Origin of the sequence: Streptomyces albofaciens JCM 4342 (assembly GCF_008634025.1) — a bacterium.
Taxonomy (GTDB): Bacteria; Actinomycetota; Actinomycetes; order Streptomycetales; family Streptomycetaceae; genus Streptomyces; species Streptomyces albofaciens.
In genome coordinates this window covers 561,263-584,917 of sequence record NZ_PDCM01000002.1, presented here as the reverse complement: position 1 = coordinate 584,917, position 23,655 = coordinate 561,263, and the positions used below count along the sequence as shown (strand labels likewise).

Annotated in this window: 3 protein-coding genes; 2 read left to right on the top strand and 1 reads right to left on the bottom strand. The window is 73.7% G+C overall.

Annotated elements, in window-relative coordinates; genetic code table 11:
- Positions 1–106: 106 nt before the first annotated feature.
- On the top strand, positions 107–20,476 hold the full coding sequence (locus CP973_RS23280) for a type I polyketide synthase (protein WP_150244607.1): 20,370 nt from the start codon (positions 107–109) through the stop codon (positions 20,474–20,476).
- A 91-nt stretch (positions 20,477–20,567) separates the two neighbouring features.
- Here the strand turns inward: CP973_RS23280 and CP973_RS23275 are convergent, their stop codons facing one another.
- Complete coding sequence (locus CP973_RS23275; RefSeq protein WP_167538495.1) at positions 20,568–21,692, bottom strand: tyrosine-protein phosphatase; 1,125 nt, start codon at positions 21,690–21,692, stop codon at positions 20,568–20,570.
- A 241-nt stretch (positions 21,693–21,933) separates the two neighbouring features.
- Between CP973_RS23275 and CP973_RS23270 the strand changes: the two genes are divergently transcribed.
- Complete coding sequence (locus CP973_RS23270) at positions 21,934–23,583, top strand: GMC oxidoreductase (RefSeq protein ID WP_150244604.1); 1,650 nt, start codon at positions 21,934–21,936, stop codon at positions 23,581–23,583.
- Positions 23,584–23,655: the final 72 nt, after the last annotated feature.

The window sequence follows — 23,655 nt, the reverse complement described above, 5'->3', positions numbered from 1 at the left end:
GCTTCTAGGGAAACCCGCAGTCCACCGCGGCGAAGATGGCGGGGCAACGGTCAAACGTGCGTGTCGGGTCCCAGGGCCGGCATCCCACCGAAAGATTGGCGTCCTGATGTCGAACGAGGAGAAGCTGCGCGAGTACCTCAAGCGCGCGATCGCGGACCTCCACGAGACCCGTCAGCAGTTGGACGAGACCGAGGCGAAGCAGCGCGAGCCCATCGCGATCGTCTCGATGGCCTGCCGCTTCCCCGGCGGCGTCCGTTCCCCGGAAGACCTCTGGGACCTGCTGCGGGACGGCGTCGACGCGATCTCCTCCTTCCCCCGCAACCGCGGCTGGGACCTGGACGCGCTCTACCACCCCGAGCCGTCCCACCAGGGCACCACCTACGCCCGCGAGGGCGGGTTCCTGCACGACGCGGGGGAGTTCGACCCCGGCTTCTTCGGGATCTCCCCGCGCGAGGCGCTGGCCATGGACCCCCAGCAGCGGCTGCTGCTGGAGACCGCGTGGGAGGCCGTCGAGCGCGCCGGCCTCGACCCGGAATCCCTCGCGGGCAGCCGTACCGGCGTGTTCGTCGGCACCGGCCACGGGGAGTACGACGCCGAGGCCGGCCGGCGCGCCGACGAGGTCGGCGGGCACCTGCTGACCGGCAACCACATCAGCATCGCCTCCGGCCGGATCTCCTACGTGCTGGGCCTGGAAGGCCCCGCGCTGACCGTGGACACGGCCTGCTCCTCCTCGCTGGTCGCCCTGCACCTGGCCGCGCACGCGCTGCGGCGCGGCGAATGCTCCATGGCCCTGGTGGGCGGCGCGACCGTGATGTCCACGCCGAAGATCTTCGTGGAGTTCTCCCGCCAGCGCGGCCTGGCGCCCGACGGCCGCTGCAAGCCGTTCGCGGCCGCCGCCGACGGCACCGGCTGGAGCGAGGGCGTCGGCATGCTGCTCGTCGAGCGGCTCTCGGACGCCGTACGCCACGGCCATCCCGTACTCGCCGTACTGAAGGGCTCGGCCGTCAACCAGGACGGCGCGTCCAACGGCCTGACCGCCCCCAACGGCCCCTCGCAGCAGCGTGTCATCCGCCAGGCGCTGACCGGCGCCGGCCTGGCCGCCGCGGACATCGACGCCGTGGAGGCGCACGGCACCGGCACCACCCTCGGCGACCCCGTCGAGGCACACGCCCTGCTGGCCACGTACGGGCAGCAGCGCCCCGCCGACCGGCCCGTGCTGATCGGCGCCATGAAGTCCAACATCGGGCACACCCAGGCCGCCGCCGGCATCGCGGGCGTGATGAAGATGGTCCTGGCCATGCGGCACGGGCAGCTGCCCAAGACACTGCACCTGGACGAGCCCACCGGGCACGTCGACTGGAGCGAGGGCAACGCCAGACTCCTCGCGGAGCCCGAGCCCTGGCCGGGCGCCGACCGCCCCCGCCGCGCCGCCGTCTCCTCCTTCGGCATCAGCGGCACCAACGCCCACGTCATCCTGGAACAGGCACCCGCCCAGGACACCGAACCGGCCCCCGGACCCGCCGCCCGGCCGGGCGCGCTGCCGTGGATCCTGTCCGCCCGCACCGAAGAGGCCCTGCGCGCCCAGGCCGAACGGCTCGGCCGCCACCTGCGGGACCGGGCCGACCTGGAGCCGGCCGCGGTCGCCCACGCCCTCGCGGACAGCCGTACGCTCATGGAGCACCGCGCGGTCGTCGTCGCGGACGACCGGGAGGCGCTGCTGAGCGGCCTGGACGCGCTGGCCGCGGGCCGCACCGCCACCGGCCTGGTCAGCGGCGTCGCCGCCACGGCCCCCACCGCCTTCCTCTTCGCCGGGCAGGGCTCGCAGCGCGCCGGCATGGGACGCGAGCTGTACGCGGCCCACCCTGAGTTCGCCACGGCCTTCGACGCGGTGTGCGCGGAACTCGACCCGCACCTGGACCGGCCGCTGCGCGACATCGTCTTCGCCGAGGAAGGCAGCGAAGAGGCCACCCTGCTCGACCGCACCGCCTACACCCAGGCCGCCCTCTTCGCCCTGGAGACCGCCCTGTTCCGGCTGGTCGAATCCTGGGGCACGGCGCCCCGGTACGTGGCCGGGCACTCCATCGGCGAGCTGACCGCCGCCCACGTCAGCGGCGTGCTGACCCTCCAGGACGCCGCACGGCTGGTCGCCGCGCGCGGCACCCTCATGCAGGCGCTGCCCGAAGGCGGCGCGATGGTGGCGGTCCAGGCCACCGAGGAAGAGATGCGCGACCACCTCGCGGACCGCGAGGACGTCGCCCTCGCCGCCGCCAACGGCCCTGATTCCACCGTGATTTCGGGGGACGAGCAGGCCGTCGCCGAGATCGCGGAGCACTGGGCGGCACAGGGCCGCCGCACCAAGCGGCTGCGGGTCAGCCACGCCTTCCACTCCCCGCACATGGACGGCATGCTGGAGGACTTCCGGCGCGTCGCGCGCGGCCTGGCCTTCCACACGCCCCGCATCCCCGTCGTGTCCACGGTGACCGGCGCCCTCGCCGCCGAGGAGGACCTGCGCTCGCCCGACTACTGGGTACGGCAGGTCCGCGAAGCAGTGCGCTTCTGCGCCGCCGTACGCACCCTCGAAGCCGAGGGCGTCACCACGTACGTCGAGATCGGGCCCGGCGGTGTCCTGACGCCCATGGTCCAGGACAGCCTGACCGCCCTCGAAGCGCCCGTGCTCGTCCCGCTGCTGCGCACCGGACGCCCCGAGGCACCCGCCCTCACCGAGGCCGTCGCCACCGCCTTCGCGCACGGCGCCCGCGTCGACTGGTCCGCCCGCCTGGGCGCGCCCGGCACCGCGCACGTCGAACTGCCCACCTACGCCTTCCAGCGCCAGTGGTACTGGCTGGACCCGGCCGGCCGCGACGAGGAGGAAACGGCCCCCGCCGAAGCGGGCGAGGCCGGCTTCTGGGCGGCCGTCGAACGCGAGGACCTCCAGGAACTGTCCGCCGTCCTGGCCATCGACGGCAGCGAGGCGGACTCCCTCGGCAGCCTCCTGCCCACCCTCTCCTCCTGGCACCGGCAGCGCAGGACACAGGCCGCCGCGGACCGCTTCAGCTACCGCGTCCACTGGACCCCGCGCACCGCCTCGGGCGGCCCCGCCGCCACCGGCAACTGGCTCGTCGTCCTGCCCGAAGGCGGCACCGACGACCCGTGGACCGCCCGCCTCCTGGACGCGCTGCACGACCAGGGCCTGCACACCGACGTACGCGAACTGCCCGCCGACCACGCGCCGGACGCCCCCTTCGCCTGGCCCGACACCCCGGCCGACGGCGTGCTCTCCCTCCTGGCCCTGGACGAGCGGCCCCACCCGGACCTGCCGTCCGTACCCCGCGGCCTGGCCGCCACCACCACCCTGCTGCACGCCCTGGAGAGCGCGGGCGTCCAGGCGCCGCTGTGGTGCGTGACCCGTGGCGCCGTCGCCGTCGACCGGCACGACGCGCTCGACAGCCCCGTGCAGGCACAGGTGTGGGGCCTGGGCCGGGTGGCGGCGCTGGAGTCCCCGCAGACCTGGGGCGGCCTCGTCGACCTCCCCGCAAACCTGGACCGGCGCACCGTCTCCGCGCTGCTGAACGCCCTCGCCGCGGAAGAGGACCAGGTCGCCGTCCGGCCGGCCGGGACCTTCGCCCGCCGCCTGGAACGGATCACCCCCGGCGGCGACACCGGAGCCCGCTGGAGCACCCACGGCACCGTCCTGGTCACCGGCGGCACCGGCGCCCTCGGCGGCCACCTCGCCCACTGGCTGGCCGACGCCGGGGCCGAACACCTGGTGCTCGTCGGCCGCCGCGGCCCGCAGGCCCCCGGCGCCCGGGAACTCGCGGCCGCCCTCACCGAGCGGGGCGTCGAGGTCACCCTCGCCGCCTGCGACGCCGCCGACCGCGAAGCGCTGGCGGCCGTCCTCGCGGACATCCCGCCGGAGCTGCCGCTGACCGGCGTCGTGCACGCCGCCGGCGTCCTGGACGACGGCGTACTGGCCGCGCTCACCCCCGAGCGCTTCGAGACCGTACTGCGCCCCAAGGCGACCGCCGCGCAGAATCTGCACGAACTCACCCGGGACCTGGACCTGGACCTCTTCGTGCTGTTCTCCTCGATCGTCGGCGTCCTGGGCAACGCCGGACAGGCCGGCTACGCCGCCGCCAACGCCCACCTCAACGCCCTCGCCGCACACCGCCGCCAACAGGGCCTCCCGGCCACCTCCGTGTCCTGGGGCCCCTGGGCGGGCGAGGGCATGGCCACCGACAGCGACGCGGCCGACCGGCTGAGCCGCGACGGACTGCCGCCCATGGCCGCGGCCCCCGCGCTCGCCGCCCTGCGCCAGGCCCTCGCCCAGGACATGACGCACGTGACCGTCGCCGACATCGACTGGAGCGCCTACGCCCCGGCCCTGACCGCCGTCCGCCCCAGCCCCCTCATCGGCGACCTGCCCGAGGCCCGCCGCGCGCTCGGCCCCGCGGACGGCCCGCGCCGCGAACGCTCCCCCCTGCGCGACCGGATCGCCACCCTGCCGCCCGCCGAGCAGGAACAGGCGCTGGTGACCATGGTCAGGGAAGAGGCCGCGAAGGTCCTCGGGCACCCCGCCCCGGACACCGTCGACGTCCAGCGCGCCTTCCGCGAGCAGGGCTTCGACTCGCTGATGTCGGTCGACCTGCGCAACCGGCTCTCCGCCGCCACCGGCCTGCGGCTGCCCGCCACCCTGTTGTTCGACCACCCCTCCACCGTCGCGGTCGCCGCGTACCTGCGCTCCGAGGCCCTGGGCGCCGCGGGCCCCGCCACGGTCGTACGGGCGTCGGCCGCCGCCCTCGACGAACCCGTGGCGATCGTCGGCATGGCCTGCCGCTTCCCCGGCGGGGTGGACTCGCCCGAGGCCCTGTGGCGCCTGCTGGCCGAGGGCGGCGACGCCATCACCCGCATGCCCGCCGACCGCGGCTGGGACCTGGACCGGATCTACCATCCCGACCCCGACCACCAGGGCACCAGCTACACCCGCGACGGCGGCTTCCTGGACGGCGTGGCCGGCTTCGACGCGGACTTCTTCGGCATCTCGCCGCGCGAGGCCCTCACCATGGACCCGCAGCAGCGGCTGCTCCTGGAAACCACCTGGGAAGTCCTCGAACAGGCCGGTATCGACCCGGAGACGCTGCGCGGCAGCAGCACCGGTGTCTTCGCGGGCACCAACACCCAGGACTACGGCACGGTCCTGGACGCGGCCCAGGACGACTCCGGCGGCCACCGCATCACCGGCAACGCGATGAGCGTCGTCTCCGGCCGCGTCTCCTACACCTTCGGTTTCGAAGGACCGGCCGTCACGGTGGACACCGCGTGCTCCTCCTCGCTGGTGGCCCTCCACATGGCGGCGCAGGCGCTGCGCCAGGGCGAGTGCTCCCTGGCGGTCGCGGGCGGCGTCACGGTGATGTCCACCCCGTCCTCCTTCGTGGAGTTCGCCCGCCAGCGCGGACTGTCCCCCGACGGCCGCTGCAAGCCGTTCGCGGCCGCAGCCGACGGCACCGGCTGGAGCGAGGGCGTCGGCCTGCTGCTCGTGGAACGGCTCAGCGACGCCCGCCGCAACGGCCACCAGGTCCTGGCCGTCGTCCGCGGCTCCGCCGTCAACCAGGACGGCGCGTCCAACGGCCTGAGCGCCCCCAGCGGCCCGTCCCAGCAGCGGGTCATCCGCCAGGCACTGGCCAACGCCCAGCTGGACGCCGCCGAGGTCGACGCCGTGGAGGCGCACGGCACCGGCACCACCCTCGGCGACCCGATCGAGGCCCAGGCACTGCTCGCCACCTACGGCCAGGGCCGGCCGGCCGAGCGGCCGCTGCTGCTGGGCGCGGTGAAGTCCAACCTCGGCCACACCCAGGCCGCCGCCGGTGCGGCGGGCGTGATGAAGATGGTCCTGGCGATGCGGCACGGCGTCCTGCCGCGCACCCTCCACCTGGACGAGCCCACCGGGCACGTCGACTGGACCGCGGGCGCCGTCGAACTCCTCACCGAGAACACCGACTGGCCCGAGACCGGCCACCCCCGGCGCAGCGCCGTCTCCGCGTTCGGCATCAGCGGCACCAACGCGCACGTGGTCCTGGAGCTGCCCTCGGACACGGAATCCGAGGCGTCCGGCACCGCTCCCGACGGGCCGGCGCCGCTACTGCTCTCCGCCAAGACCGAGAGCGCCCTGCGCGCCCAGGCGGCCCGGCTGCGCGCCCACCTCGACCGCGAGCCCGCACCCCGGCTCACGGACACCGCGTACACGCTGATGACGCGCCGTACGGCCTTCCCCCACCGCGCGGCCGTGCGCGCCGACGACCACGCCGCCGCGCTGCGCGCCCTGTCCGCACTGGCCGAGGGCGAGCCCGACCCCGCCGTGGCCACCGGCACCGCCCGGACCGGCCCGGACGCCGTCCTCTTCGCGGGCCAGGGCTCTCAACGCCTGGGCATGGGCCGGGAGTTGTACGGCCTCTGCCCGGCCTTCGCGGAAGCCTTCGACGCGGTGTGCGCCGCCTTGGACGAGCACCTGGACCGCCCTCTGCGGGAGGTCGTCTGGGGCGAGGACGCGGAGCTGCTGAACCAGACGGCCTACGCCCAGGCCGGGCTGTTCGCCATCGAGGTGGCCCTCTTCCGGCTCGTCGAGTCCTGGGGCGTACGGCCGCAGTACGTGGCCGGGCACTCCGTCGGCGAGATCGCCGCAGCACATGTCGCCGGGGTGTTCCCGCTGCCCGACGCATGCGCGCTGGTGGCGGCGCGCGGCCGGCTGATGCAGGCGCTGCCGGGAGGCGGCGCGATGGTGGCGATCCGGGCGACGGAGGACGAGGTCCGCCCGCTGCTGGCGGAAGGCGTGTCGATCGCGGCCGTGAACGGCCCGTCGTCGGTCGTGGTCTCGGGTGCCGAGGCCGCCGTGCTCACCGTCGCGCAGCACTTCGAGGACGAGGGCCGCAAGACCACTCGCCTCCGTGTCTCGCACGCCTTCCACTCGCCGCTGATGGACCCGATGCTGGCGGACTTCCGCGCCGTCGCCGAGGGCCTGTCCTACGGCGAGCCCGAGCTGTCCGTCGTATCGAACGTGACCGGTGAACTCGCCGCCCCGGACCAACTGCGCACGCCCGAGTACTGGGTGACGCACGTCAGGGAGGCGGTACGGTTCGCCGACGGCATCCGCACCCTGCACGCTCAGGGCGTGACGCGCTTCCTGGAACTGGGGCCCGACGGCACCCTCTCGGCGATGGCGCGCGAGTCGCTGCCGGACGGCACCGCCGACGGGAGCGCTCCCGAGGACGCCCTGCTCGTCCCCGTACTGCGCAAGGACCGCCCCGAGGAGGCGACGCTCCTCGCGGCTCTGACGGAACTGCACGTACACGGCGCCGGCATCGACTGGACCGCTTTCCTCTCCGGCCGCCCCGACCTCTCCGGCCGGGACGCGCGCGCCGTCGACCTGCCGACGTACGCCTTCCAGCACCAGCGGTTCTGGCCGACCCCCGACCCGGCCCGCACCGGAGACCTCGGCGCCGCCGGCCTCGAAGCGGCCGGGCACCCCCTGCTCAGCGCCGCCCTGGAACTGCCCGACGGCGAGGGCCTGCTGTTCACCACGCGCCTGTCGCTCGCCACCCACCCCTGGCTGGCCGGGCACGCCGTCATGGGCTCGGTGCTGCTGCCGGGCACGGCCTTCGCCGAACTCGCGATCCGCGCCGCCGACGAGGCGGGCTGCGACCGCGTGGACGAACTGACCCTGGCCGCACCGCTCGTCCTGCCCGAGCACGGCGGCGTGCACCTGCAACTGCGCGTGGGCCCCGCCGACGAGACGGGCCGCCGCGCGTTCAGCGCGCGCTCCAGGGCGGAGGGCGACGGCGATCACCCGTGGGTGCAGCACGCCACCGGCGCACTCGCCACCGGCCCGCAGCCGGCCGCGACCGACATCGACTTCGCCGCTGCCTGGCCGCCCGCCGACGCCGAGCCCGTCGACCTGACCGGCCTCTACCCGGGCCTCGCCGCCCGCGGCTTCGACTACGGCCCGCACTTCCAGGGGCTGCGCGCCGCATGGCGCCGGGGCGACGAGGTGTTCGCCGAGGTCGCCCTGCCCGACGAGGCCGAGGGCGAGGCGCCCGACTACGGCCTGCACCCGGCGCTGTTCGACGCGGCCCTGCACATCGTCAACGTCGACGGAACCCACGGGCAGGTGGTGCCCTTCTCCTGGGAGGGCGTCTCGCTGCACGCCTCCGGCGCCGCGGCGGTACGGGTGCGGATCACCCGGCACAGCGGCGACACGGTCTCCGTGGACATCGCCGACACCACGGGCGGGCCCGTCGCCTCCATCGGCGCTCTCGTCGTACGGCCGGTCTCCGCGGACCAGTGGGAAAGCGGTACGAACACGGTGGGCCGGGACGCGCTGTTCCGGCTCCGGTGGAATCCCGTACGGCTTCCCCCGGCCGGGGCCCAAGAGACCGTCGCGGTGGTCGGCTCCCTCGCGGACGCGTCGTTCGAGCAGCACGCGGACCTGGAGGCGCTGACCGGCGCGGCCGTGCCCGGGACCGTCCTGGTCGCGCCGCCCGCCGACACCGCCGCGACGGTGGACGCCGTCCACGCCGCGGCCGCCCGGGCACTGGAGATGGCGCAGTCGTGGCTGGCGGACGAGCGGTTCGCGGCGTCGCGTCTGGTGTTCGTGACGCGGGGTGCGGTGGCGGGTGCGGATCTCGCGGGTGCGGCGGTGTGGGGTCTGGTGCGGTCGGCGCAATCGGAGCATCCGGGCCGTTTCGGTCTGCTGGATGTGGAGGACGAGGCCGATGCGGCGCTGGTGCGGCGCGCGTTGGCGTCGGATGAGCCGCAGTTGCTGATACGTGGTGGTGAGGTGCTGGCGGCGCGGCTGGCGCGTACTGAGGCTGGGCAGCCTCTGAGCTGGGACTCCTCCGGCACGGTGTTGATCACCGGTGGTACGGGTGGTCTGGGCCGCATTGTGGCCCGGCATCTGGTGGCGGAGCACGGGGTGCGGAGCCTGCTGCTGGTCAGCCGGCGCGGTCCGGCCGCCGAGGGCGTAGCGGAGCTGGTGGCCGAGCTGGAGCAGTCCGGCGCTCAGGCCATCGTCGAGGCGTGCGACGTGACCGACCCGGCGGCCGTGACCGACCTGATAACCCGGCACGCTCCCACCTCCGTCGTGCATACGGCCGGTGTCCTGGACGACGGTGTGGTGGAGTCGCTGACTCCGGAGCGGCTGGCGGCGGTGTTGCGTCCGAAGGTGGATGCGGCCTGGAACCTGCACGAGGCGACCGAGTCCCTCGACCTGGACGCGTTCGTGGTGTTCTCCTCCGTGGCCGGAACGATCGGCAGCGCGGGGCAGGGCAACTACGCGGCGGGCAACACTTTCCTCGACGCGCTGGCCCACCACCGCCGGGCACTGGGGCTCCCGGCCACGTCGCTCGCGTGGGGCCCGTGGTCCCAGGACAGCGGCATGACCGGCACCCTCACCGACGCCGATGTCCAGCGCATCGCCCGGCAGGGCATGCCGCCGCTGTCGGCCGAGGAGGGCATGGCCCTCTTCGACGCCGCCGTCGGCGGCCCCGAGCCCATGGCGCTCCCCGTCCGCCTGGACCTGGCGGCCCTGCGCGAGCAGGGCGAGGTGCCCCCGCTGCTGCGCGGCCTGATCAGGACCCGTGCGCGGCGTTCGGTGGTCGCTGGCTCGGCCGCGACCGCCGGGCTGGTGGAGCGCCTGTCCGGGCTGTCCCCGGCGGAACGGCGCGAGGCGCTGCTCGATGTCGTACGGACGCAGATCGCCACGGTCCTGGGCCACGCGAGCCCGGAGACCGTCGACCCCGACCGGGCCTTCCAGGAGCTCGGCTTCGACTCCCTGACCGGCGTCGAGCTGCGCAACCGGCTCAACAAGACGACGGGCATGCGCCTGTCCGCGACCACCGTCTTCGACTACCCAACGGCCGGTACGCTCGTCGACTACCTGCTGGACGAGCTGTTCAGCGCGCCGACGGCGGCGGACGAGGCGGGGCCGGCCCGGATGACGGCGGCCGCGGCCGACGATCCGGTGGTGATCGTCGGGATGAGCTGCCGCTACCCGGGCGGGGTCACCTCGCCCGAGGACCTGTGGCGGCTGGTGTCGGACGGCGTGGACGCCGTCTCGGACTTCCCCGCCGACCGCGGCTGGGACGTGGACGCGCTCTACAACCCCGACCCCGAGACGCTCGGCACCTCGTACACCCGCTCCGGTGGGTTCCTGCACGAGGCGGGGGACTTCGACCCCGAGTTCTTCGGGATGAGCCCCCGGGAGGCCTTGGCGACGGACGCCCAGCAGCGGCTGCTGCTGGAGACGACCTGGGAGGCCATCGAGCGGGCGGGCATCGACCCGGTCACGCTCCGGGGCAGCCGTACGGGCGTCTTCGCGGGCGTGATGTACACCGACTACAGCGAGATCATGGTCGGTGACCAGTACGAGGGCTACCGGGGCAACGGCAGCGCGGCCAGCATCGCTTCCGGCCGGGTGTCGTACACGTTCGGGTTCGAGGGCCCTGCGGTCACGGTGGACACGGCGTGCTCGTCGTCGCTGGTCGCCCTGCACCTGGCGGCGCAGGCGCTGCGGTCCGGTGAGTGCTCGCTGGCCATGGCGGGCGGTGTGACGGTGATGTCGACGCCGACGACGTTCGTGGACTTCTCGCGGCAGCGGGGCCTGGCCGCGGACGGCCGCTGCAAGGCGTTCGCCGAGGCGGCCGACGGGGTCGGCTGGGGCGAGGGCGTCGGCATGCTGGTGCTGGAGCGCCTGTCGGACGCGCGCCGCAACGGGCACCGGGTGCTGGCGGTGGTGCGCGGTTCCGCGGTGAACCAGGACGGCGCGTCCAACGGTCTGACGGCGCCCAACGGCCCGTCGCAGCAGCGGGTCATCCGGCAGGCGCTGGCGAGCGCGGGCCTGTCCGCGGCGGATGTGGATGTGGTCGAGGGCCACGGTACGGGGACGGCGCTGGGCGACCCGATCGAGGCGCAGGCGCTGCTGGCCACGTACGGCCAGGAGCGGCCGGAGGACCGTCCGCTGCTGCTGGGGTCGGTGAAGTCCAACATCGGCCACGCGCAGGCCGCCGCGGGTGTCGCGGGCGTGATCAAGATGGTGCAGGCCATGCACCACGGCGTACTCCCGCAGACGCTGCACGTCGACGCGCCTTCGACGCACGTCGACTGGGGCGCGGGCGCCGTGGAACTGCTGACCTCCGCGGCCGAGTGGCCGCAGGGTGACGCGCCGCGCCGCGCAGGTGTCTCCTCCTTCGGCATCAGCGGCACCAACGCGCACGTCATCCTGGAACAGCCGGAGCCCGTCGCGGCCGACGCCGGGACGGACGTCCCCGCGGCCGAACCCGGCGCGCTCGCGTGGGTGCTGTCCGGCAGGAACGAGGCCGCGCTGCGCGGCCAGGCAGCACGCCTGCTGCCCCTGGTCACCGGCCACGACACGCTGTCCGCACGGGACATCGGCCACTCGCTGGTCACGGGCCGGTCGACGTTCGCCCACCGCGCCGTGGTGTGGGGCGAGGACCGCGACGCACTGGTGCGTGCCCTGTCCGCGCTCGCGGCGGGCGAGGCCGACCCCGGCCTGGCGGAAGGACCGGCCGGAGCGGGGAAGACGGCGTTCCTGTTCTCGGGGCAGGGTTCGCAGCGTCTGGGCATGGGCCGCGAACTGCACAGCCGTTACCCGGTGTTCGCGGAGGCCTTCGACGCGGTGTGCGCCGCCTTGGACGAGCACCTGGACCGCCCCCTGCGGGAGGTCGTCTGGGGCGAGGACGCGGAGCTGCTGAACCAGACGGCCTACGCCCAGGCCGGGCTGTTCGCCATCGAGGTGGCCCTGTACCGGCTGGCGGAGTCGTGGGGTGTGCACGCGGACTTCGTGGCCGGGCATTCGATCGGTGAGGTCGCGGCGGCGCATGTCGCCGGGGTGTTCTCGCTGGGTGACGCCTGTGCGCTGGTGGCGGCGCGCGGCCGGCTGATGCAGGCGCTGCCCGTCGGCGGCGCGATGGTGGCGGTCCGTGCCACGGAGGAGGAAGTTCTTCCGCGGCTGACGGACGAGGTGTCGATCGCGGCGGTCAACGGCCCGTCGTCGGTCGTGATCTCGGGTGCCGAGGGCGCCGTGCTCGCCCTCGCGCAGCACTTCGAGGACGAGGGCCGCAAGACCACCCGCCTGCGTGTCTCGCACGCCTTCCACTCGCCCCTCATGCAACCGATGCTGGAGGAATTCCGTACGGTCGTGGCCCGGCTGTCGTTCGGCACGCCGGCGATCCCCGTCGGATCCAACCTGACGGGCGAACTGGCCGAGCCCGGACAGCTCGCCGACGCCGGCTACTGGGTCCGGCACGTCCGCGAGGCGGTGCGCTTCGCGGACGGGATCGGGGCGCTGCGGGCGGCAGGGGCGACGCGTTTCCTGGAACTCGGCCCGGACGGTGTCCTGACGGCGATGGCCCGGGAGTCGGCACCGGACGAGGCCGTCCTCGCCCCCGTCCTGCGCAAGGACCGGCCCGAGGAGACGACGCTGCTGGGCGCCTTGGCGGAGCTGTACGTCCGGGGTGCTGACGTGAACTGGGCGGTGCTGTTCGCCGGTTCGGGTGCGCGGTGGGTGGACCTGCCGACGTACGCGTTCCAGCACGAGCGGTTCTGGCCCGCGGGCGGGGCGGCGCGTGCGGGTGATGTGCGCTCGGCGGGCCTGGGCTCGGCGGGGCACCCGCTGCTGGGCGCGGCCGTGGAACTGGCGGGCTCGGGTGGTCTGCTGTTCACGGGACGGTTGTCGGTGTCGTCGCATCCGTGGCTGGCCGACCATGTGGTGCTGGGGTCCGTACTGGTCCCCGGTACGGCGCTGGTCGAACTGGTGCTGCGGGCGGCCGACGAGGTCGGCTGTGACCTGCTGGAAGAACTGACCCTGGCCGCGCCCCTGGTGCTGCCCGCCTCGGGCGGCGCGGTCCAGGTGCAGGTGTGGGTGGGCGAACCCGACGACGGGGGCCGCCGACCGGTGTCGGTGCACGCCCGTGAGGGCGAGGACCCCTGGACCCTGCACGCCGAGGGCGCGGTCACCACCGGGTCCGCGACGGCCGCCTTCGACGCCGCCGTATGGCCTCCGAAGGGCGCCGAGCCCTTGGAGGTGGCGGGCTGCTACGACGAACTCGCCGACGCCGGGCTCGCGTACGGGCCGGCCTTCCAGGGCCTTCGGGCGGCCTGGAAGGCGGGCGACGACATCTACGCCGAAGTGGCGCTCCCCGAGGGCACCGACGGTGACGCCTACGGCCTGCACCCCGCCCTCTTCGACGCCGCGCTGCACGCGGCAGCGCTGGGCGGCGGCGAAGCGGGCGCCGTCCCGTTCTCCTGGACCGGGGTGTCCCTGCACGCCGCCGGCGCCTCCCACCTGCGCGTCCGCCTGCGCGGCACGTCCGGCGCGATGTCGGTCGCGATCGCGGACACGTCCGGCGCGCCGGTCGCCTCCGTGGACGCGCTGGTGATACGTCCGCTCTCGACCGGGCAGCTGCGGACCACCGACCGCGACGCCCTCTTCACGGTCGGATGGACCCCCGTCCCGCTCACGGACGAGCGCGTCGAGCCCGGCACCGGCCCGGCGGGCGAGCCGCTGCGCACCTACGCGGACCTGGAGACGCTGACCGGCGCGGCCGTACCCGGGACCGTCCTGGTCGCGCCGCCCGCCGACACCGCCACCACAGTGGACGCCGTGCACGCCGCGGCCGCCTGGGCGCTGGAGACGGTCCGGTCGTGGCTGGCCGACGACCGGTTCGCCACCTCGCGTCTGGTGTTCGTCACACGCGGGGCGGTCGCCGGAGCGGACCTCGCGGGCGCGGCCGTACGCGGTCTGGTGCGATCGGCGCAGTCGGAGAACCCGGGCCGCTTCGGCCTGGTGGACCTGGCGGACGACGCCGATGTGACGCTGCTGCCGCAGGCCCTGGCGACCGACGAGCCCGACCTGCTGGTGCGCGACGGTGAGGTGCTGGCGGCACGGCTGGTCCGGTCGCCGTCCCGGCAGGAAGTGACGTGGGACCCGTCCGGCACGGTGTTGATCACCGGTGGTACGGGTGGTCTGGGCCGTATTGTGGCGCGGCATCTGGTGGCGGAGCACGGGGTGCGGAGTCTGCTGCTGGTCAGCCGGCGCGGTCCGGCCGCCGAGGGCGTGGAGGATCTCGTGGCGGAGCTGCGGGACCTCGGTGCCGAGGCGGTGGTCGAGGCGTGCGATGTGACCGACGCGGCGGCTGTCACCGATCTGGTCTCCCGCCACACGCCGGCCGCTGTGGTGCATACGGCCGGTGTCCTGGACGACGGTGTGGTGGAGTCGCTGACTCCGGAGCGGCTGGCGGCGGTGTTGCGTCCGAAGGTGGATGCGGCCTGGAACCTGCACGAGGCAACCGAGTCTCTCGACCTGAACGCGTTCGTGGTGTTCTCTTCCGTCGCCGGGACCTTCGGCAGCGCGGGTCAGGCGAACTACGCGGCGGGCAACGCCTTCCTCGACGCACTGGCCCACCACCGCCGGGCCCAGGGCCTCCCGGCCGTATCCCTGGCATGGGGCCCGTGGTCCCAGAACAGCGGCATGACCGGCACCCTCACCGACGCCGATGTCCAGCGCATCGCCCGGCAGGGCATGCCCCCGCTGACCACCGAGGAGGGCGTCGCCCTCTTCGACGCCGCGCTCGGCAGCCCGGAGCCCCTGGCGCTCCCCGTCCGCCTGGACCTCGCGGTCCTGCGCGAGCAGGGCGAGGCGGCCCCGCTGCTGCGCGCCCTGATCCGTACGAGGACCCGCCGTACCGGCGCCGCCGCGGCCTCCGGCATCGCGCAGCGCCTGTCCGGGCTGTCCCCGGTGGAGCGGCGCGAGGCGCTGCTCGATGTCGTACGGACGCAGATCGCGACGGTCCTGGGCCACGCGAGCCCGGAGACCGTCGCCCCGGACCGCGCCTTCCAGGACCTCGGCTTCGACTCGCTGACCGCGATCGAACTCCGCAACCTGCTGGGCAAGGCCACCGGCCTGCGGCTCCCGGCGACGACCGTGTTCGACTACCCGACGGCCGACGCCCTGGCGGACCACCTCCTGGACGAGCTGTTCGGCGCGGAGGCCGGGGCGCCACTGCCGGTGTCCGCGCTCCCGTCCCTGACGGACGACCCGGTCGTGATCGTCGGCATGAGCTGCCGCTTCCCCGGCGGCGTCGCCTCGCCCGAGGACCTGTGGCACCTGGTCTCCGAAGGGGTGGACGCGGTCTCCGGCTTCCCCACCGACCGCGGCTGGGAGGTCGACGACACCTACGACCCCGACCGCGAGGGCGCCATCGCCACCCGCTCCGGCGGATTCCTCCACGACGCGGCCGACTTCGACCCCGAGTTCTTCGGCATGAGCCCCCGGGAGGCCCTCACCACCGATGCCCAGCAGCGGCTGCTGCTGGAGACGGGCTGGGAGGCGCTGGAGCGCGCCGGCATGGACCCGGCCACCCTGCGCGGCAGCCGGACGGGCGTCTTCGCGGGCGTGATGTACCACGACTACGCGTCGCTGCTCTCCGGGCGCGAGTTCGAGGGCTACCAGGGCAGCGGCAGCGCGGGCAGCGTCGCCTCGGGCCGGGTGTCGTACACCTTCGGGTTCGAGGGGCCCGCGGTCACGGTGGACACGGCGTGCTCGTCGTCGCTGGTCGCCCTGCACCTGGCCGCGCAGTCGCTGCGCCAGGGGGAGTGCTCGCTGGCACTCGCGGGCGGTGTGACGGTCATGTCGACGCCGCTGACCTTCGTGGAGTTCACCCGTCAGGGCGGGCTCTCCCCGGACGGGCGCTGCAAGGCGTTCGCCGATGCCGCCGACGGGGTCGGCTGGTCCGAAGGCGCCGGGTTCCTGGTGCTGGAGCGCCTGTCGGACGCGCGCCGCAACGGGCATCAGGTGCTGGCCGTCGTCCGCGGCTCCGCCGTCAACCAGGACGGCGCGTCCAACGGTCTGACGGCGCCCAACGGCCCGTCGCAGCAGCGGGTGATCCGGCAGGCGCTGGCGAGCGCGGGCCTGTCCGCGGCCGATGTCGACGCGGTGGAAGCGCACGGTACGGGGACGACGCTCGGCGACCCGATCGAGGCACAGGCGCTCATGGCCACGTACGGCCAGGAACGGCCCGAGGGCCGTCCGCTGCTGCTGGGGTCGGTGAAGTCCAACATCGGCCACGCGCAGGCCGCCGCGGGTGTCGCGGGTATCGTGAAGATGGTGCTGGCCATGCGCCACGGCGTACTTCCCCGGACGCTGCACGTCGACGCGCCCTCGACGCACGTGGACTGGAGCGCGGGCGCCGTCGAGCTGCTGACCTCCGCGGCCGAGTGGCCGCAGGGCGACGGGCCGCGCCGCGCCGGCGTGTCCTCCTTCGGCATCAGCGGAACGAACGCACATGTGATCCTGGAGCAGCCCGAACCGGTCGCGCCCGACACCGAACCGGGCGATGAACCGGACGATGCCGAAAGCCGGTCGGCCGACTCCGGCGTACCGGTTCCGGTACTCCTGTCCGGCCGCAGCGAGTCGGCACTGCGGGCCCAGGCAGCACGGCTGCTGTCCCGCCTGGACGGCGACCCGGGCCCGCGGATCACGGATGTCGCCTACTCGCTCGCGACCGGCCGCTCGGCCTTCCAGCACCGCGCGGTGCTGCTGGCCGCGGACCGCGAGGAACTGCTGCGCTCGCTGTCCGACCTGGCCGAGGGCCGCGTCGAAGCGGCCGTCGTTGTCCGGGACCGGGCCCGCTCGGGCAAGCTGGCGTTCCTGTTCTCGGGGCAGGGTTCGCAGCGTCTGGGCATGGGCCGCGAACTGCACAGCCGTTACCCGGTGTTCGCGGAAGCCTTCGACGCGGTGTGCGCCGCCTTGGACGAGCACCTGGACCGCCCCCTGCGGGAGGTCGTCTGGGGCGAGGACACGGAACTGCTGAACCAGACCGCGTACACCCAGGCGTCCCTGTTCGCCATCGAGGTGGCCTTGTTCCGCCTGCTGGAGTCGTGGGGCGTACACCCGGACCAACTGCTGGGGCACTCCGTCGGCGAGATCGCCGCAGCACATGTCGCCGGGGTGTTCTCCCTCCCCGACGCCTGTGCGCTGGTGGCGGCGCGCGGCCGGCTGATGCAGGCGCTGCCCGTCGGCGGCGCGATGGTGGCGGTCCGTGCCACGGAGGAGGAAGTCCTTCCGCGGCTGACGGACGAGGTGTCGATCGCGGCGGTCAACGGCCCGTCCTCGGTCGTGATCTCCGGTGCCGAGGCCGCCGTGCTCGCCCTCGCGCAGCACTTCGAGGACGAGGGCCGCAAGACCACCCGTCTCCGTGTCTCGCACGCCTTCCACTCGCCCCTCATGCAACCGATGCTGGAGGAATTCCGGACCGTCGCCGACGGTATGACGTACGGAACGCCACGCATCCCCGTGATCTCCAACGTCACCGGCGAACCCGCCACCGCGGAACAGCTGTGCTCCGCGCAGTACTGGGTCCGCCATGTCCGCGAGGCGGTACGGTTCGCCGACGGCGTCGGCGCGCTGCACGCGCAGGGCGTCGTGGCCTTCCTGGAACTCGGCCCCGACGGCGCCCTCTCCGCGCTCGCCGCGGAGTCCGCCACGGAGGATGCGGTACTGGCCCCCGTCCTGCGCAAGGACCGGCCCGAGGCGCCGGCACTGCTCACGGCCCTGGCGCGACTGCACACCTGCGGCATGCCGGTCGACTGGTCCGCCGTCTTCGCGGGTTCGGGTGCGCGGTGGGTGGATCTGCCGACGTACGCGTTCCAGCACGAGCGGTTCTGGCCCGCGGGCGGGGCGGCGCGTGCGGGTGATGTGCGCTCGGCGGGCCTGGGCTCGGCGGGGCACCCGCTGCTGGGCGCGGCCGTGGAACTGGCAGGCTCCGATGGCTTGCTGTTCACGGGGCGGCTGTCCACCTCCTCGCATCCGTGGCTGGCCGACCACGTGGTGCTGGGGTCCGTACTGGTCCCCGGTACGGCGCTGGTGGAACTGGTGCTGCGGGCGGCCGACGAGGTGGACTGCGGTGCGGTGGAGGAGCTGACGCTCGCCGCGCCCCTGGTGCTGCCCGCCTCGGGCGGCGCGGTCCAGGTGCAGGTCGGGGTCGGCGAACCCGACGACGACGGCCGCCGAACGGTGTCGGTGCATTCCCGCGAAGGGGAGGGCCCGTGGACGCTGCACGCCAGCGGCGCCCTGACCCCGGCCCCCGCCGAGACGCTGCCGTTCGACGCCACCGTGTGGCCCCCGCAGGGCGCCGAGCCGCTTGATGTGGCGGGCTGCTACGAGCGGTTCGCCGAAGCCGGGTTCGCATACGGGCCGGCCTTCCGGGGCCTGCGCGCGGTCTGGACGGCGGGCGAGGACATCTACGCCGAAGTGGCGCTCCCCGAGGGCACCGACGGTGACGCCTACGGCCTGCACCCCGCCCTCTTCGACGCCGCGCTGCACGCCTCCCTGGCGAGCGCCGGGGGAGCGGACGAAGGAGCCGTCCCCTTCGCGTGGAACGGAGTGACGCTCCACGCCACCGGCGCTTCCCGCGTGCGGGTACGCATCCGTCCCACCGAGGACGGCAGCTCGATCGCCGTCGCGGACACGGCCGGCGCCCCGGTGGCCTCGGTACGGTCCCTGACCGTGCGCCCGATCACCACCGGACAGCTCCGGACCGGCGACCGCGACGCCCTCTTCAAGGTCGACTGGACCGGCACGCCCCTCACCGGCGAGCCCACGGGCTCCCTCGTCCTGCTCGGCAAGGACACCGCGGGCATCCTCGACGGACTCGCGCTCCAGCCCCGCACCGACCTCGACGACCTCGCGGAGGCCGACGGCCACGACACCGTGCTCGTCCCCTTGACGGCCGGGGCCGCCGGAACGGTGGAGTCCGTGCACGCCGTGACGGCGGAAGCGCTGGACACGATCCAGTCGTGGCTGGCGGACGAGCGGTTCGCGGCGTCGCGTCTGGTGTTCGTGACGCGGGGTGCGGTGGCGGGTGCGGATCTCGCGGGTGCGGCGGTGTGGGGTCTGGTGCGGTCGGCGCAGTCGGAGCATCCGGGCCGTTTCGGTCTGCTGGATGTGGAGGACGAGGCCGATGCGGCGCTGGTGCGGCGGGCGTTGGGATCGGATGAGCCGCAGTTGCTGATACGTGATGGTGAGGTGCTGGCGGCGCGGCTGGCGCGTACCGAGGCCCGGCAGCCTCTGAGTTGGGATGAGTCCGGCACGGTGTTGATCACCGGTGGTACGGGTGGTCTGGGCCGTATTGTGGCGCGGCATCTGGTGGCGGAGCACGGGGTGCGGAGTCTGCTGCTGGTCAGCCGGCGCGGTCCGGCCGCCGAGGGCGTGGAGGATCTCGTGGCGGAGCTGCGGGACCTCGGTGCCGAGGCGGTGGTCGAGGCGTGCGATGTGACCGACGCGGCGGCTGTCACCGATCTGGTCTCCCGCCACACGCCGGCCGCTGTGGTGCATACGGCCGGTGTCCTGGACGACGGTGTGGTGGAGTCGCTGACCCCGGAGCGGCTGGCGGCCGTCCTGCGTCCGAAGGTGGACGCGGCCTGGAACCTGCACGAGGCGACCAAGTCTCTCGACCTGAACGCGTTCATCGTCTTCTCTTCCGTCGCCGGAACCTTCGGCAGCGCGGGTCAGGCGAACTACGCGGCGGGCAACGCCTTCCTCGACGCGCTGGCCCACCACCGCCGGGCAGCGGACCTCCCAGCCGTATCCCTGGCGTGGGGCCCGTGGTCCCAGAGCAGCGGCATGACCGGCACCCTCACCGACGCCGACCTCCAGCGCATGACCCGCTCGGGCATGCCGCCGCTGTCGGCCGAGGAGGGCATGGCCCTCTTCGACGCCGCCGTCGGCGGCCCCGAGCCCACGGCCGTCCCCGCCCGCCTCGACCTGGCGGCCCTGCGCCGGCAGGGTGAGGTGCCCCCGCTGCTGCGCGGTCTGATCAGGATCTCGGGCCGGCGTACGGCGGCGACCGCGACCGACGGCGATGCCGCGGCCGCCTTCGCCCAGCGGCTGACCGGCCTGTCGGCGGCTGAGGGGCGTGAGGTCGTACTCGATGCCGTACGCGGCCAGGTCGCGGCGGTCCTCGGGCACAGCGGAGCCACGGAGATCGACGAGGACCGCGCCTTCCTGGACATCGGTTTCGACTCGCTCACCGCGGTCGAACTCCGCAACCGCCTGAGCGCCCTCACCGGAATCCGCCTGCCGGCGACCCTGCTCTTCGACTACCCGACACCGGCGGAACTGGTCGACCACCTCCACGCCCGCATCGCACCCGAGCCGTCCTCCGGCCCGGAAGCACTCCTGGGCGAACTCGAAAAACTGGAGAAGAGCTTCGGCGAACTCTCCGTCACGGAGGAGGTGCACGAGCAGATAGCCGGACGCCTGGAAGTCCTCCGGGCGAAGTGGCAGGCCCTGCGGGAGACCGCTCCGGCGGCCGGGCGCGACGGCTCCCCGGCCGACGAGGACTTCGACTTCGAGTCCGCCTCCGACGAGGAGGTCTTCGACCTCCTCGACAACGAGCTCGGCCTGAACTGACAGAACGCCCCCTCCCCGACATCCCGTCGGGGAGGGGGCGTTCCGTTCCACGCGGCCGGACCAGCCGACAGCCGACCCGCCGGTCAGCCCCTCAGTCGGTGAGCAGCGCCGCCCGCAGCCGCTCCAGTTCCTGCGCGCTCAGTCCCAGTCCCTCCCGCAAGTACGCGTCGAAGCTGCCGAAGCGCGCCTGGACCTCGTCGAGGGCCGCGTTCAGGTACGCGGCCCTGGTGTCCAGGACCGGCTTGAGGCGGGCGGCGATCTCCGGCGGCTGCTTGGCCAGTTCGGCGGCGTTGCTCGCGGCGAGGTAGTCGTTGCTGGCCAGGTAGTCGCGCATGACCGTCTCGCGGTCCACGCCGAGCGCCGTGAGGAGGGCGGCGGTCGCCCAGCCCGTACGGTCCTTGCCGCTGGTGCAGTGGTAGACCAGCGCGTACGTGCCGGGGTCGATGGCCGTGCGGAGCAGCGAACGGTAGGCCTTGGCGGCCGAGGGCCTGGTGACGAGCTGCCGGTAGGAGTCGGTCATCAGCCGCTCGGAGGCCTCGGCCGTGGGGGGCAGCTCGCCGGCGCTGTCCTCGCCGATGACATTGGCGACGACATAGCGTGCGCCCGCCGGTACCCGGTCCGGGGCCTTGGCCCGCTCGCTCGGCGTGCGCAGGTCGAAGTCCGTACGGATGCCCAGGCGCCGTAGCTTGGCCAGGTCGGCGTCGGTGAGGGCGTGCAGGGCGTCGGCGCGGTACAGCACGCCCATCTTCACCCACCGGCCGTCGGCGGTGCGGTAGCCGCCCGCGTCACGGAAGTTGGCGGCACCCTCCAGGTGCAGCGAGCGGTCGGCGAGGGTGAGCGGGTCGCCCTCGTCCGGCACGAGGCGGAACCACCGGCGATCGGCGGCGGGCAGCCGGCGTACGGTGACGGTGGCCTCGGTCCCGCCGTACGCGACGACCTTGCCGTCGGCGTAGACGGTCACCGAACCGGCTCCGGGCGCCTTCCAGGACACGGTGAAGGAACCGTCCTGCTGCTGGGCGACCGTGGCATGGGTGAACGGAATCGCGCGCGTGGCCTGAGCCGCCCGCGCCGCGTGGCGGGCTGATTCGGCGGTCGGCGCGGCGAGGGGCTCGGCGGAGGCGAAGGACGCGGTGACCCCCACGGCCGAAACGGTGGCGACGAACGACACGGCAATGCGGCGGGCGGTCAGCACGGCCGCCGTGGATGGTGAGTTCATAGCCGGACCGTACGGCCGGAAACAGCGCGGAATTTCCTAGAGGGTGCGAGGCGGGCGGCGCGGGGCTCAAAGGCGACCCGGGCACACCGTACCTTTAACATTTCCCTTAGTCTTTCGCGATCAGGATGGGGGCGCGCGGCGGCCCGGGGCCGGTGGACCGGACTCGCAATCCCCTGGGAACGGCGCCGCGGAGCAGCCCTGCGGGGAAAAGATCCTGTGGCGAAGGTCGGGTACTACAAGCGTGTTCGAGAACCAGCATCTGTCACGGCGCCGTCTGCTCGGACTGGCCGCCCTCGGCGGCGCCGCCGTCGCCGGAATGACCACGATTTCCGCCGCCCCGCGCGCCGCGGCCGCCGGCCAGGGAAGTCCGCGGGCCGGTGACGGCTCCTTCGTACCGGCGGTGGTCATCGGCACCGGTTACGGCGCGGCGGTCTCCGCGCTGCGGCTCGGCGAGGCGGGAATTCCGACGCTCATGCTCGAAATGGGCCAGCTGTGGAACAAGCCGGCCGACGACGGCAATGTGTTCTGCGGAATGCTCAAGCCCGACCGCCGGTCCAGCTGGTTCAAGTCGCGTACCGAGGCCCCGCTCGGCTCGTTCCTGTGGCTGGATGTCATCAACCGGAACATCGACCCGTACGCGGGCGTGCTGGACAAGGTGCACTTCGACGAAATGTCGGTGTACGTGGGACGCGGCGTCGGCGGCGGCTCGCTCGTCAACGGCGGCATGGCCGTCGTGCCGAAGCGCTCGTACTTCGAAGAGGTCCTCCCGCGGGTGAACGCCGGCGAGATGTACGACCGGTATTTCCCGCGCGCCAATTCCATGCTCAAGGTGAACCACATCGACAAGCAGTGGTTCGAGGACACGGAGTGGTACAAGTACGCGCGGGTCTCGCGTGAACAGGCGGGCAAGGCGGGCCTGAGCACCACCTTCGTGCCCAACGTCTACGACTTCGGCCACATGCGGCGCGAGGCGGACGGCACCGCGCCCAAGTCGGCGCTGGCCGGCGAGGTGATCTACGGCAACAACCACGGCAAGCAGAGCCTGGACAAGACCTACCTGGCCGCCGCGCTGGGCACCGGCAAGGTCACCATCGAGACGCTGCACCAGGTCAAGGCGATCCGCCGGCAGCCGGACGGCAGCTATGTGCTGTCCGTGGTCCAGAGCGACGCCGACGGGAAGACCGTCGCGCAGAAGGAGATCGGCTGCCGCCACCTGTTCCTCGGCGCGGGCAGCCTCGGCTCCACCGAACTGCTGGTGCGCGCCCGCGACACCGGCGCCCTGCCCGACCTGAACGCCGAGGTCGGCGCGGGCTGGGGCCCCAACGGCAACATCATGACCGGCCGCGCCAACCACGTCTGGAACCCCACCGGGGCCCACCAGTCCTCGATCCCCGCCCTGGGCATCGACGACTGGGACAACCCGGCCGCACCGGTCTTCGCGGAGATCGCGCCGATGCCGGCCGGTCTGGAGACCTGGGTCAGCCTCTACCTGGCGATCACCAAGAACCCCGAGCGCGGCACCTTCGTCTACGACAAGGCCACCGACCGGGCCAAGCTGCGCTGGACCCGGGACCAGAACACCCCGGCGGTCGAGGCCGCGAAGTCGCTCTTCGACCGGATCAACAAGGCCAACACGACGATGTACCGCTACGACCTGTTCGGGTCGCAGCTGAAGAACTTCTCCGACGACTTCAGCTACCACCCGCTCGGCGGCTGCGTCCTGGGCAAGGCCACCGACCTCTACGGCCGCGTCGCGGGCTGTCGCAACCTCTACGTCATGGACGGCGCGCTCGTGCCCGGCTCCATCGGCGTCAACCCCTTCGTGACCATCACGGCCCTGGCCGAGCGCAACATCGAGCGGATCATCGCGGAGGACGTCAAGGCCGCGTAACGGGCTCCGGCCACGGCCCCGCCCCGGCGTGCGCGTCCGCGCCCCGGCCCTCCTCGCACGCGGAGGGCCGGT